Genomic DNA, 12,762 nt, shown 5'->3' on the forward strand with positions numbered 1-12,762 from the left:
ATCAAACGTTTCCGATTAATTTATTAAACTCTATTTCTCAACGCCGTCGGTTTTGAAGATGAAGCTTACCTTGCTGTCCATTCCCTCTGCCGCGCCGCTGTAGGTTTTGTAATTGTCTGAAACGCGCTTGATTTCCTTAAGTCTTTGCGCTACGGGCTTTAGGTCGTCGTTGACTGCTTTCTTGATTTTGTCAACGCCTTCCGCCTTGAATTTCTTCATACCCTCGTCGAGCTGCATTGAGCCGTCGTTAAGCTGTTTAATACCGTCTATCAAAGCCGGAGTTGCGTTTTTAAGCTGACCGATACCGTCGAAGAGCTGAGCCGCGCCCGAGTTGAGAGCACCTGCGCCGTTTGTGAGCTCGGAAGCGCCGTTTTTGAGCTGTGATGAACCGTTCTTTAACTGCGCTGTGCCGTCCTTAAGCTCTGACGTGCCGTTTTTGAGTGCATACGCGCCGTTAGCGAGGTCACTTGTGCCGCTCTTGAGGTCGTATGTTCCGCCCAAAATCTGCTGAGCGCCTGAGTTTGCCTGGTCAACGCCTGCGGTATAGCTGAGAATACCCTGATAGAACTGATTGTAGCTGTCGAGCTGCTGTTTAAGGGCGATGAGCGACTCTCTGCCTGCCTGAGCCTTTTTAACGCCCTCAGCGATTTGCGCCTGAACCTCGTCGCTGTTCATATTCTGCTCGATAAGCTCCGTGATTTTCGCCTCGGTATTGCTCTCTATTACGCCCTGCATTCCGCTCATCTGAGCGCCGATTGCCGCGCTGATTTGCGCCGCGGTCTCGTCGGGAATTGAGCCTGCGGCAACTGCCGCGTCGTACTCCTCGGCAGATATTGAAAGTCCTGCGCCTGCGAGCACGCCCTCGGTTACCTGCTTTCTGACAGCCGCCTCAACCGCCTGTGCGATTACCTCGCGCTGGCTGTTAACGGTTGCCGAAACTGTCTTGTATGCGGTGTCGTAAGCAAGCTTTTCAGCGTTTTCGGAGTTGAGGGAATCAATCAGGTTTTGAAGCACCGCGTCAAAGTTGTCGATTGTGAGCGCAGGAGCGGAAATTCCTGCCGCCGCAATCTGGGTATTGGCGGCGTTAAGGAGTGTGTCGAACACCTGCTTTGCGCCTGCGTTGAGCTGTGCGCTGTTCGCGGAGATTGTGCCCAATCCGCCTGTGAGCTGTGCGATATAGCCCTGGAGCTGTTCTACGCCGTTATCAAGCGTATAGGCGCCGTCGGAGAGCTGACCTGCGCCGTTTTTGAGGTCGCCTGCGCCGCCGTCAACCTTGCCGAGTCCGCTGTCGAGCTGAACCGCGCCGCCTGTGAGCTGTGCTGCGCCGTTTTTGAGGTCGTTTGTGCCGTTTGCAAGCTGCTCTGCGCCGTCGTAAAGGCGGTTAACGCCTGAGACTAAATCTCCTGATTTTTCGAGCAGAGTGCCGATTCCCGTGTAGAGCTGTGATGTGCCGTCGCTGAGCTTTTCGGCAGCGTCGGTAAGCTGATTAATTGACTTTTCAAGCTCATTAACCTTATCCTCAGCCTTCTTTGAGTCGACGTCACCGAAGATGTCGTTTGTCGCGACGGTGAGGGTTGTCATAAGCTCAAAGTCGGTCGTGTCGGCAGTCACCTCAACAAATGAGGGCAGCTCAAAGTCCTTTTTGTCAATGCCGAGGCTGTCCTGCATTCCGGGCATTGCAAAGCCTGCGACGTAGGTGCGTGTGCCATCGTTTATAACCTTTCCGTTTGTCACCTCAACGTTTGTGAACTTCTCGTTGTCGAGCATCATACCCGTGAGCATAACGAACGGAACGTAGATTTTTTCGTCCTTGCCGTTGATTTTTACGTTCTCAAACTTGCGGTTTGTGTAGTCAAAGCGCAAGGTCACCTTGCCGCTTTTGCCTGCGAGCCGGTCGGGAGTTACCGCCTTGCCGTCGAGCTTGTAGCTTACGCTTACGCCGACGGGCAGCTCGGTTGTGCCCTCGCCCTGATAGTAGATGTCGTTGCCCTGAGCGTTCCACTCATAAGCCTTTTTCTCGTTGATGGTGTAGGTTTCGTCGCCCTTGACATTCTCGATATTTTTGAGGTTTGTCTGGTCGGTAATCTTCTGAGCCTTGCCGGGATTTTTAATCCAGTTGCTGACGATTACCTTTTTGGGCTCGCCGTTTGCCTTTGCAATTACGTAAACGGTCTCGGTCTTGCTCAGTCCGTTCGCCTTTTGAGCGGTTTTGCTGTCAGCCTTTTGCTCGGTTTTTTGAGCGGCGGCAACAGCGCCTGTGCTCTCGGCGCCTGCCGAATACGAAGCAACTGCGATACCGCTGCACAGAACCGTAAGGCTCATTACCGCGGCGAGCGTTCTTGAAATAATCTTATTTGTATTTTTCATAACTGAACCTCCCGTTATGCTTTTTTATCTTTTTTAGGTCTGAAGCCGATTGTCGTAACGCCGATTACCTTGTCGAACAACATAAACATCGCAGGTAAAATCAGGATTACGCAGAGCATACTGATTAGCGCTCCTCTCGCCATTAACGCGCAGAGCGAGGCAATCATATCGACGTCGGAATATATCGCTACGCCGACCGTCGCGGCGAATAGTCCCATCGCGCTGACAATGATTGACGGAATTGACGTTTCGAGCGCGGTGCAGACCGCCGTGCGCTTGTCGTTACCGAGCGAGCGTTCCTTTTTGTAGCGCGTCGTCATAAGTATCGCGTAGTCGACGGTTGCGCCGAGCTGGATTGTACTTATGCAAATCGGCGCGATAAACGGCAGGCTTTCGCCAAGATAGTGCGGAAGTCCGAGGTTGATGAAGATTGCAAGCTCGATTACCGCCACCAAAATAACAGGGAGCGAAATGCTCTTTTCGACAATCATTATGATAATAAATATCGCGATGATTGAAATTGCGTTAACCGTCGCGAAATCGACTGAGGTAATATTAATCAAATCGTTTGTACAAGCCGCCTCGCCTACAAGCAGGCCGTCGGGATCGTACTTTTTGATAATCTCGTTGAGCTTTGTAATCTGCGTGCCCATCTCGTCGGTCGCGGTTTTGTACTCTGAGCTGAGAATTATCATCTCCCAGCGGTCGCTTTTAAATACCGTGCTGACGGATTCGGGGAGCATTTCCTCGGGTATCATCGGGCCGACCACGCTCTCAAGTCCGAGCGCCATTTTTATTCCATCGACCTTCTTGAACTCGTCGTTCATCTTGCGGATGTCCTTGGAGTCGAGCTTGGAATTTACAAGCACCATATGGGTGTTGCCCATTCCGAACTCCTCTTTAAGCTTTGTGTTGGCGATTACGTTCGACATATCCTCGGGCAGACTGCGCGACAAATCATAGTAAACCTCTTTGTTTGTCTGCGAATAGCCATAGTACGACGGAACCGCGATAAGCGCGAATATTATTAAAAATACGGGGAAAATCTTTACAATTCCCTTTGCAAGCTTTTTTGTTGAGGGAATGAGCGAGCGGTGCATTGTTTTGTTAAGCGGTTTGTCGAGCGCCAAAATCATCGAAGGCAGAACCGTTACACAGCTCAGAACTCCGAGCAAAACGCCCTTTGCCATGACAATTCCCAAATCCCTGCCGAGGGTGAAGGTCATAAAGCAGAGCGCGATAAAACCTGCAACCGTTGTGATTGAGCTTCCGAGCACCGAGGAGACCGTCTCTTTAATCGCGACTGCCATAGCCTCTTTATTGTCGGAGCATTTCTGCTTTTGCTCGCCGTAGCTGTGCCAAAGGAAAATTGAGTAGTCCATCGTTACCGCGAGCTGTAATACCGCCGAAAGCGCCTTTGTTATGTACGATATCTCGCCCAAAAAGATGTTTGAGCCGAGGTTGAACAAAATTGCCACGCCGATACTCGCGAGGAACACGAACGGAATTATCCAGTTGTCGAGGAACACTATCATCGCGATTACCGCCAAAACTACGGCGATTGCGACGTAGAGCGTCTCCTCCCTTTCGCAAAGCTCCCTAAGGTCGGTTACCATTGCCGAGATACCCGACACAAGGCACTGTTCGCCTGCCACCTTGCGGATCTCGCTGATTGCGTTCATCGTCTCGTCCGATGAGCTCGAGCTGTCAAAGAACACAGCCATCAGCGTGCTGTCGCCCTTGTTGAAAGCGTCGTATACCTCGTCGGGCAATGCCTGCATGGGGATTTTGCTGTCAGCCACGTCATCAAACCACAAAACCGTGGCTACGTGGTCGATTTTCTTTATTTTTTCCTCGGTTTTTACGATGTCCTTCTCGTTTACGTTCTCAAAAATCAAAAACGAAAAAGCTCCTTTTCCGAAGTCCTCGAGCATATACTCCTGTCCCTTTACCGTGTCGAGGCTGTCGGGCAGGTAGTTGAGCATATCGTAATTTACCCTTGTGTTTATCATTCCCAAAAGTGAGGGAACAAGCAGTACCGCTGAAATAATTAGAATAGCGATTCGCGATTTTACAACCGCTTTTCCGAATTTCACTATAAGCGCACTCCTTCCAAATTATTAATTTCCAATAGTATATTTTATTCCTTTAACGAAATTAATTAAACGGACAAATGCGGAAACGTGACCGTTTTTTAGGCAGATTTCAAGATTTGTCTAAACGGAAATTGCGGTTATACTTATAGGTTAGCACAAGCTAACTCAACTGTCAAGTAAAGAGCCGAAGCAAAGCCGGCTCGGTTATGGTTACCGCACATTTCAGGTGTGCGGTGTTGCCCTATTCTTCTTTTTTATCGCACCTGCCGAGCACAAGCTCGGTGTTGCCCTCGAACAGCTCGCAAATGCGCTTCAAATCGTCTGTCAGGTTGTTGTTCATCCCGTTGTTGAGCCAGTTGAACATAAAGCCGATAATCAGCGATTTGTAGTACATCGTAATAACCTCGCGGTCGCGGTCGCAAATGTTGTACTTCTTGGCGGCAAGCTCCATATAGCCGTCGATTGTGCGCTGAGACACGCGGTTGATATACAGCTCGAACATCTCCTTGTTGACGGAGTTGTAGATGTGCATAGCCGCCTTTTTGTTTTTGAGAGCAAAGTCAATTCCGATAATGATTTGGTCGAAAATCGACGCATCGGTGCCGAGCGAGACAATCTCATCGACCTGCTCGTTTAGGATTTCCTCAACAAGCGACGGGATGTCGTCGTAATGATAGTAAAAAGAGTTGCGGTTAATTCCGCAGTCCTCGACAATTTCCTTAACGGTAATTTTGCTGAGCGATTTTTGATTGAGGAGCTTCATAAACGACTGTTTAATCGCGTCCTTTGTAAGCGTTGTCATACCCCACCTCACAATTTCAATCTCTTAATATTGTATCATATTTTTACTGCGTTTTCAAGCGATACAAACAATTAAAAAAGGGACGGTTACCCGTCCCATGCTTTGTCAAGCGTTAATTATGAGTGAGCCTCGATGTAAGAAACAAGTGCGCCTACGGTCTTGATGTTCTCGATTTCCTCGTCGGGAACCTCAACCTCGAACTCGTCCTCGATTGACATAAGAAGGTCAACTACGTCGAGTGAATCTGCGCCGAGATCTTCCTGAAGATCTGTGTCAACTGTAATCTTATCCTGTTCTACGTCAAACTGCTCCGCAAGGATAGCCTTAACTTTTTCTAATACCATTATAATTCCTCCCTAAATTGATTGCGCCCTCAATAAATTATAGACAAGAGCACGCTTTTTATGCTACAATGGTGTTGGCAAAATTTATTTGCTACTTAAATATTATTTATATTTCCGCCCTTTGTCAATACATATTCGGAAATTAATTTAAAGTTTTTTGAAATTGCATAAATTAATGTCGTTATTACCAAAAATGAATAGCTGTTTTTGTGTAATATGCTTTCAAAAAAGTATCAGTATATATGGAGGGATTGCTATGAGCACACAACATTATGCGGTCATCGGCCACCCTATCGGTCACACGATGTCGCCGTTTATTCACAAAAGATTATTCGAAATTGCAGGAGTTGACGCGGACTATACAAAAATCGACGTCGCTCCCGAGAGCCTTGGCGAGGAATTTAAGAACACCCTGTCAAAGCTCGACGGCTTTAACGTGACAATTCCGCACAAGCAGAACATCATTCAGTACCTCGACGAAATTGACAAAAAGGCTGAGATGTATGGCAGCGTGAACACTGTTTCGGTTAAGGACGGAAAGTCAAAGGGCTACACAACAGATCCGGACGGCTTTTTAAAGGCGCTTGAAGCCGCAGGAATTGAGCTTGACGGCAGAATTATGATACTCGGCTGCGGCGGAGTTGCGCGCACAATGGCGTATGAGATTGCCAAAAAAGGACTTGAATTTGAGTTTGCGGTTCGTCCGCAGGACGTGGGAAAGGCAGGGCTTTTGTGCCTTGACATCACGCGCAAAATCCCCGACGCTAAGGTCAGCTTCGGGCTTATGACGCAGATTATCGGCACTGTTGACGTGCTGATTAACGCCACTCCCGTCGGAATGTACCCCAACGCCGATGAACAGCCGATACATAACTGCGCAATCGGCAGATGCGGCGCGGTTTTTGACGCGGTTTACAATCCGCTCGAAACCGTGCTCGTTAAGCGCGCAAAGGCGAACGGCTCAAAGGCAGTCGGCGGAATGTCAATGCTCGTTTGGCAGGCGGCGGTCGCTCAGGAAATTTGGCACGGCAAGAGCTTTGATAAGAAAGATATTGACAAGCTGTGCGTTAGTGCGGCGAATAAATTGAAAATGGAAAATTGATAATGGATAATTAATGGCGGGCTCTCCGTAGCCGGACGGCAACCCTTTTGTCGCTTTGCGACATTTCCCCTGTCAGGGGAATTTCCCGCACCCGATTGGTAATATTGCAGAGCAGTTGGAAAAGTTAAATTCGCTCCATATTAATTCAATCGAGAATTAAACGTTTCGAGAACGCAAACCTATCTCCCCGACCGAAATTATCAATTATCAACTATCAGCTAACGCATGGGTGTTGTTACCCAAATCAAAGATTTGGACAACACCTCAAATTTTCAATTAATTTATTCCGGAGGAAATAAATTGAACAACATTGTATTATGCGGCTTTATGGGCTGCGGAAAATCTACCGTCGGCAAGAATATCGCACGCAAATCGGGCAAGAAATTTGTCGATATGGACAGCTATATTGAGGAAAAGGCAGGTATGCGCGTGTCCGAAATCTTCGAAAAATACGGCGAGAGCGGCTTTCGCGATATGGAGCACGAGGCGTGCAGGGAGTTAAGCCTTGAGAAAAATCTGATTATAGCCTCGGGCGGCGGCGCGCTGACCTTTGCAAGGAATGTCGAGGTCTTTAAGCAAAATGACGTCATCGTTTTGCTCGACGTACCGCTCGACACAATCAAATACCGCCTGAGAAACGACACAAAGCGACCGCTTTTGCAGCGTCCCGACAAGGACGAGGCGATGGCTGAGCTCTACGAAAAGCGCCTGCCGCTGTACCAAGCGGCGGCTGACGTCACCGTTAAGGGCGAGGAAACGCCCCTCGGAACCGCTTTTGCGGTAATGGACGCGGTGCGACTTTACAGCAAGTGAACGATTGCACGTTTTTAACTATTGATTATAGCAATTTAAAGTGCTAAAATATACTTATCAAGTTTTAGGGGCGTATATATGAAAATTGCTGTTATTGGTTTGGGAATTATCGGCGGAAGCTTTTGCAAGGCGATTAAAAAGCACACCGCCCACACGGTTATCGGAATTAACCGCACGCATTCTGTCGCAGAGCAGGCAAAAAACGACGGCTCGATTGACGTTATCGGCACGGTCGAAAGTCTTGGTGAAGCCGACATAATTTTTCTTTGTATGTATCCGCAGGCGTGCGTTGACTTTATAAAGGAAAACGGAAAATTCATCAAAAAAGGCGCGCTCGTCACCGATTCCTCGGGAATTAAAAGCGCGATTTGCCCTCAGCTTTATGAGCTGTCGCAGGAATTCGGCTTTGTCTTTGTCGGAAGCCACCCGATGGCAGGCAAGGAGAAAAACGGCTACGGCGTGTCCGAGGCGGAGCTCTACAACGGCGCAAGCTTTATTATTACGCCCTGCGGTGCTGATGAAAAATATGTTAATACACTCGCGGATTTGGCGCTTTCAATCGGCTTCGGGCAGGTTAAAATCACCACGCCCGAGGAACACGACAGGATGATTGCGTTTACATCTCAGCTGCCGCACGTTTTGGCGTGTTCGTACGTGCTCAGTCCGTGCTGTCCGAACCACAACGGCTTTTCAGCCGGCAGCTACCGCGACGTCTCGCGCGTTGCGAACATCAATTCAAAGCTGTGGAGCGAGCTGTTTTTGGAGAACCGCGAGCCGCTGATTACCGAGCTCGATATTTTGATTGACAACATAACGCGCATTAAGGACGCGATTAAGGATAACGACAGAGAAACGCTTGCGGACTTGCTCGAGCAGGGGCATAAAATCAAGCAGGCACTTGGAGAATAGCGGAGTGCCTCCGCTGTCAATTCGAGAACTTATGTCAGGTGTATTAGTTAACCGGGTATCCCGACCGAAAACCCGGCATTAATTCAACAGGAGAGCATTATGAAAACCGTACACGTAAGCACGGGAAAACCGTATGATATTTTTATTGAGAGAGGGATTTTAGGCTCTGCCGCGCAATACGCAAAGAGCCTTTCATCCGCTGAAAAAATTACGATTGTAAGCGATACTAACGTTGCTCCGCTCTACCTTGAAGCGCTCAAAAATCCGCTTGAAAACGCAGGCTTTGAGGTTAATTCATTTGTATACGAGGCAGGCGAAAAGAGCAAGCACCTCGGTACGATTGCCGAGATTTACAACTCGCTTGCCGATTTTAAGATGACGCGCAAGGACATCATCATCGCGCTGGGCGGCGGAGTTTGCGGAGATATGGCAGGCTTTGCGGCGGCAAGCTACCTGAGAGGAATTGACTTTATTCAAATTCCGACCTCGCTTTTGAGCCAGGTTGATTCGTCCGTCGGCGGCAAAACAGGCGTTGATTTGCCCCAGGGCAAGAACCTTGTAGGCGCTTTTCACCAGCCGATAGCGGTACTTATCGACCCCGATATGCTTAAAACCCTGCCGGAAGAATTCATCACCGACGGCATGGGCGAGGTGATTAAGTACGGCTGCATTAAGGACGCGGAATTTTTTGAATTTTTGGAGAACGAAAACGCGCTCGAAAACATTGAGAGCGTGATTGAAACCTGTGTTAAAATAAAGCGCGACGTCGTGAGCCGCGATGAACGCGAGAAGGGCGAGCGTATGCTCTTAAACTTCGGCCATACCCTCGGCCACGCGATTGAAAAGCTGACAGGCTACGGCGAGATTACCCACGGTATGGCGGTGGCAATCGGTATGGCGATGATTGCAAAGGCAGGCGAGAAAAACGGAATTACCGAAGCAGGCGCTTATGAGCGGATTGTCCGCCTTTGCAAAAAATACAACCTGCCTGTCGAGACCTCGCTTGGCGTTCACGAAATTGTCGAAGCCGCAAGGAGCGACAAAAAATCCGCAGGCGGTTCGGTGAACCTCGTCCTGCTCAAAAAAATCGGTGAAAGCTTTACAAGAAAGATAGAGTTCGATAAGCTTGAAGAATTTATTCAGAGTTAAGAGTTAAGAGTTTAGAGTTTAATTTTGGTCGTGTGGACAGGTTTATTTTACCGAAACGTTTTGTTCCCGACTGAATTAATATGGTGCTGACATATCTTTAACAAACGCTCTGCAATATTATAAATTCGGAGCGTAGCGACCTATCACTAAACTCTCAACTCTCAACTCTAAACTCTCCCAAAGGGGTACATTATGCCAAATGTTAAATTTTTACCTTATACACCGTGCGGAAGCGTTACCGCTCCGCCGTCAAAAAGCGACGTTCACCGCGCGATAATCTGCGCGGCGCTGTCAGGCGGAAGGTGCACAATTTCCCCCGTCGCACTGTCGAACGACATCAAGGCGACTATCGGCTGCGTCGAAGCGCTCGGCGCGAAAACAGAAATTGTAAATGATGTTCTTTCCGTTGACGGCACTGATATTTTTAAGAACAAATCCGCCGTGCTCGACTGCACCGAGAGCGGCAGCACATTAAGATTTTTAATCCCGATTGCGGCGGCAGGCGGCGTTGAAGCGGAATTTCGCGGCAGCGGCAGCCTTGTCACACGCCCAATCGGCTTATATTCCGAGATTTTGCCGCAAAAGGGCGTTACGCTCGAAAGCGGCGGCGGCTTGCCGCTTAAAATCAGCGGACAGCTCAAAAGCGGAATTTACAGAGTTCCCGGCGACATCAGCTCTCAGTTTATCTCGGGACTGCTGTTCGCCCTTCCCCTGCTCCGCGGCGACAGCGACATCGTGCTGACCTCGCCCATTCAAAGCGCGGGGTACATCAATATGACGATCCGCACGATGGAGAAGTTCGGAATTGAGGTTGACGTGACCGACACCGGCTGGCACGTCCGCGGAAGCCAGCACTATATTCCGTCAGATTACCGCACCGACGGCGACTGGTCGCAGGCGGCTTTTTACCTTGTTTCGGGCGCGGTTAACGGCGAGATCACCGTAAAAAATCTTAACACCGACTCAAAGCAGGGCGACCGCAAAATTGCCGAGCTTTTGCGCGAATTCGGCGCTGAGGTCATTCAGGAAGCCGACAGCGTAACCGTCAAAAAGAGCAGTATGAAGGCGATTGAGATTAACGCCTCGCAAATTCCCGACCTCGTTCCGGCGCTCGCGGTATGCGCGGCGTTTGCCGAGGGCACAACTAAAATTACGAACGCCGAACGGCTCAGAATTAAGGAGAGCGACAGGCTCAAATCCACCGCGGCGCTGATTAATTCGCTCGGCGGCGAGGCGGTCGAGCTGCCCGACGGACTTGAAATTACAGGCACAAAAAGTCTTATCGGCGGCACGGCGAAGGGCTTTAACGACCACAGGATTGTGATGTCGGCGGCGGTTTGCGCGGCAGGCTCGCAGAACCCAATTATCTGCACCGACGCGCTCAGCGTTAACAAGAGCTATCCGCAGTTTTTTGAGGACTACAATTCAGTGGGCGGCAAGGCAGAAATTATATAGAAGAAAAGGACAAAATTATGAGTTCAACCTTTGGCGATAAAATAAAAATTTCCGTGTTCGGAGAGAGTCACGGCGGCGGTATCGGCGTTGTGATTGACGGCTTGCCGGCAGGCGAAAAGATAGATTTACAGCGCGTGAACGCTCAAATGGCGAGGCGTGCTCCCGGCAGGGACAAGACCGCCACTCCGCGAAAGGAGAGCGACCTGCCGAAGATTATTTCGGGTATGCTCGGTGATACGCTGACAGGCGCGCCGCTCTGTGCGGTGATTGAGAACACCAACACGCGCTCATCCGACTACGGCAACCTGCTGACAACTCCGCGCCCCGGTCACAGCGACTACGCGGCGTTTGTGAAGTACGGCGGAAATAACGACATCCGCGGCGGAGGACATTTTTCGGGCAGGCTGACCGCTCCGATTGTTTTTGCAGGCGCGGTTTGCAGGCAGATTTTGGAGAAAAAGGGCATAAAAATTGCCGCCCATATTCAGAGCATAGGCGGCGTTTGTGATGATAAATTTGGTTCTGTCAACGTGGATGACGATTTGGTTGACAGACTCAGTAATTCTTCGTTTTCGCTGATTAATCCTGACGTCGAGCAGGCTATGCGCGATGAGGTTGAGAGCGCAAGGCTTGCGCTTGACAGCGTAGGCGGAGTGATTGAGTGCGCCGTGACCGGGGTTAAGGCCGGCTTTGGAGAGCCGATGTTCGACGGCGTTGAAGGCGTTATCGCCAAGGCGGTTTTCGGAATTCCGGCGGTCAAGGGCGTTGAGTTCGGCGCAGGCTTTGAAGCCGCTAAAATGCGAGGCTCTCAGAACAACGATCCGTTCCGCTATGTTGACGGCGAGGTAGTGACCGAGACGAACAACTGCGGCGGAATTTTGGGCGGTATCACCGACGGTATGCCGATTATTTTCAGGGCGGCGATTAAGCCTACTCCGTCCATCGCGCAAAAACAGAACACGGTCGATTTGCAAAAGGGCGAGAACGCCGAGCTCGAAATTAAGGGCAGGCACGATCCGTGCATTGTTCCGCGCGCCGTGCCGGTAATCGAAGCCGCGGCGGCGATTGCGGTGGTTAATTTAATTGATAATTGATTACGTTGCTCGCCCATTTAAAGGCTCCCCCATTACTTGTCATGGGGGAGCTGTCACCGTCAACAAATTGACGGTGACTGAGGGGGCTTCGTGTGAGTCAGCAGGGGTTTTCCGTTGCAATTCATAGCATGGCATTAATCGGAAACGTCTGCCCCCTCCGTCATTTTGCAAAGCAAAATGCCACCTTTTTCTGGCGAAAACGGCAACCCTTTTGTCGCTACGCGACATTTCCCCTGACAGGGGAATTTCCCGAAACAAGTGTCGGGGGAGGCTTTAAAAAGATATACTCCAAAAGGAATGGTTTTATGAAAAGTTTAGATGAAATCAGGGCTGAGATTGACAGCATTGACAAAGAGTTGATTGCGCTTTTTATGCGCAGGATGGACTGTTCAAGGGCGGTAGCCGAGTATAAAAAGGCGAATAATATTCCTATTCTCAACACAGACCGCGAGGATGAAATTTTAAATTCCGTCGAGCAAAAGGGCGGAAAATACGGCGAATACGCGCGTGAGCTCTACAAAAAGATTATGGAGCTTTCGAGAGATCTGCAAGGGGAAGTAATAAGTAATAAGCAATAGGTAATAAGTATATTAAAACTGTCACTCCCGGCTTTTGCCGAGGGTGACAGTCT

11 protein-coding genes are annotated in these 12,762 nt (G+C 49.7%); 7 read left to right on the forward strand and 4 right to left on the reverse strand.

The annotated features are described in order from the left end of the window. Positions 1 to 30 precede the first annotated feature (30 nt). The 4 genes from AB1I50_RS06140 to acpP form a co-directional block, all read right to left on the reverse strand. Positions 31 to 2,367: a hypothetical protein gene (locus AB1I50_RS06140; protein WP_407723107.1), complete on the reverse strand. Its 2,337-nt coding sequence runs from the start codon at positions 2,365 to 2,367 to the stop codon at positions 31 to 33. Between the two features lie 14 nt (positions 2,368 to 2,381). Beyond that, entirely contained in the window at positions 2,382 to 4,463 is a 2,082-nt protein-coding gene (locus AB1I50_RS06145; RefSeq protein WP_407723109.1) for an efflux RND transporter permease subunit, read from the reverse strand. 241 nt (positions 4,464 to 4,704) lie between these two features. Beyond that, a complete protein-coding gene (locus AB1I50_RS06150) occupies positions 4,705 to 5,265 on the reverse strand; it encodes a TetR/AcrR family transcriptional regulator (RefSeq protein WP_407723111.1) in 561 nt (186 codons plus the stop codon). Between the two features lie 116 nt (positions 5,266 to 5,381). Next, positions 5,382 to 5,609, reverse strand: coding sequence for an acyl carrier protein (acpP, locus tag AB1I50_RS06155; RefSeq protein ID WP_407723113.1), 228 nt, complete (start codon positions 5,607 to 5,609; stop codon positions 5,382 to 5,384). A 256-nt stretch (positions 5,610 to 5,865) separates the two neighbouring features. On the opposite strand from acpP, the gene aroE reads away from it, so the two are divergent. The 7 genes from aroE (at position 5,866) to AB1I50_RS06190 (ending at position 12,709) form a co-directional block, all read left to right on the forward strand. After that, a complete protein-coding gene (gene aroE, locus AB1I50_RS06160) occupies positions 5,866 to 6,711 on the forward strand; it encodes a shikimate dehydrogenase (RefSeq protein ID WP_407723114.1) in 846 nt (281 codons plus the stop codon). Positions 6,712 to 7,011: 300 nt separating this feature from the next. After that, positions 7,012 to 7,524 (forward strand): shikimate kinase, encoded by a 513-nt coding sequence (locus AB1I50_RS06165; protein WP_407723116.1) that lies wholly within the window; start codon positions 7,012 to 7,014, stop codon positions 7,522 to 7,524. 78 nt (positions 7,525 to 7,602) lie between these two features. Further along, the gene (locus tag AB1I50_RS06170) at positions 7,603 to 8,433 is read left to right on the forward strand and encodes a prephenate dehydrogenase (protein ID WP_407723117.1); all 831 of its coding nucleotides are present in this window, start codon (positions 7,603 to 7,605) and stop codon (positions 8,431 to 8,433) included. Between the two features lie 99 nt (positions 8,434 to 8,532). Next, positions 8,533 to 9,582, forward strand: coding sequence for a 3-dehydroquinate synthase (gene aroB, locus AB1I50_RS06175; protein WP_407723119.1), 1,050 nt, complete (start codon positions 8,533 to 8,535; stop codon positions 9,580 to 9,582). 192 nt (positions 9,583 to 9,774) lie between these two features. Continuing rightward, positions 9,775 to 11,037: a 3-phosphoshikimate 1-carboxyvinyltransferase gene (gene aroA / locus AB1I50_RS06180; RefSeq protein WP_407723121.1), complete on the forward strand. Its 1,263-nt coding sequence runs from the start codon at positions 9,775 to 9,777 to the stop codon at positions 11,035 to 11,037. 17 nt (positions 11,038 to 11,054) lie between these two features. Further along, positions 11,055 to 12,131 (forward strand): chorismate synthase, encoded by a 1,077-nt coding sequence (aroC, locus tag AB1I50_RS06185; RefSeq protein WP_407723122.1) that lies wholly within the window; start codon positions 11,055 to 11,057, stop codon positions 12,129 to 12,131. Between the two features lie 305 nt (positions 12,132 to 12,436). Beyond that, positions 12,437 to 12,709, forward strand: coding sequence for a chorismate mutase (locus AB1I50_RS06190; RefSeq protein WP_407723124.1), 273 nt, complete (start codon positions 12,437 to 12,439; stop codon positions 12,707 to 12,709). The last annotated feature ends 53 nt before the right edge of the window (positions 12,710 to 12,762 follow it).

Origin of the sequence: Ruminococcus sp. NATIVEDY161, from assembly GCF_045819895.1 — a bacterium.
In the GTDB taxonomy this organism is placed as follows: Bacteria; Bacillota; Clostridia; order Oscillospirales; family Acutalibacteraceae; genus Ruminococcoides.

Coding starts and splice junctions, on each gene's coding strand:
- AB1I50_RS06190 (WP_407723124.1), top strand. CDS start 12,437: ATGAAAAGTTTAGATGAAATCAGGGCTGAGATTGACAGCATTGACAAA.
- AB1I50_RS06140 (WP_407723107.1), bottom strand. CDS start 2,367: ATGAAAAATACAAATAAGATTATTTCAAGAACGCTCGCCGCGGTAATG.
- aroB (WP_407723119.1), top strand. CDS start 8,533: ATGAAAACCGTACACGTAAGCACGGGAAAACCGTATGATATTTTTATT.
- acpP (WP_407723113.1), bottom strand. CDS start 5,609: ATGGTATTAGAAAAAGTTAAGGCTATCCTTGCGGAGCAGTTTGACGTA.
- AB1I50_RS06150 (WP_407723111.1), bottom strand. CDS start 5,265: ATGACAACGCTTACAAAGGACGCGATTAAACAGTCGTTTATGAAGCTC.
- aroE (WP_407723114.1), top strand. CDS start 5,866: ATGAGCACACAACATTATGCGGTCATCGGCCACCCTATCGGTCACACG.
- AB1I50_RS06170 (WP_407723117.1), top strand. CDS start 7,603: ATGAAAATTGCTGTTATTGGTTTGGGAATTATCGGCGGAAGCTTTTGC.
- aroC (WP_407723122.1), top strand. CDS start 11,055: ATGAGTTCAACCTTTGGCGATAAAATAAAAATTTCCGTGTTCGGAGAG.
- aroA (WP_407723121.1), top strand. CDS start 9,775: ATGCCAAATGTTAAATTTTTACCTTATACACCGTGCGGAAGCGTTACC.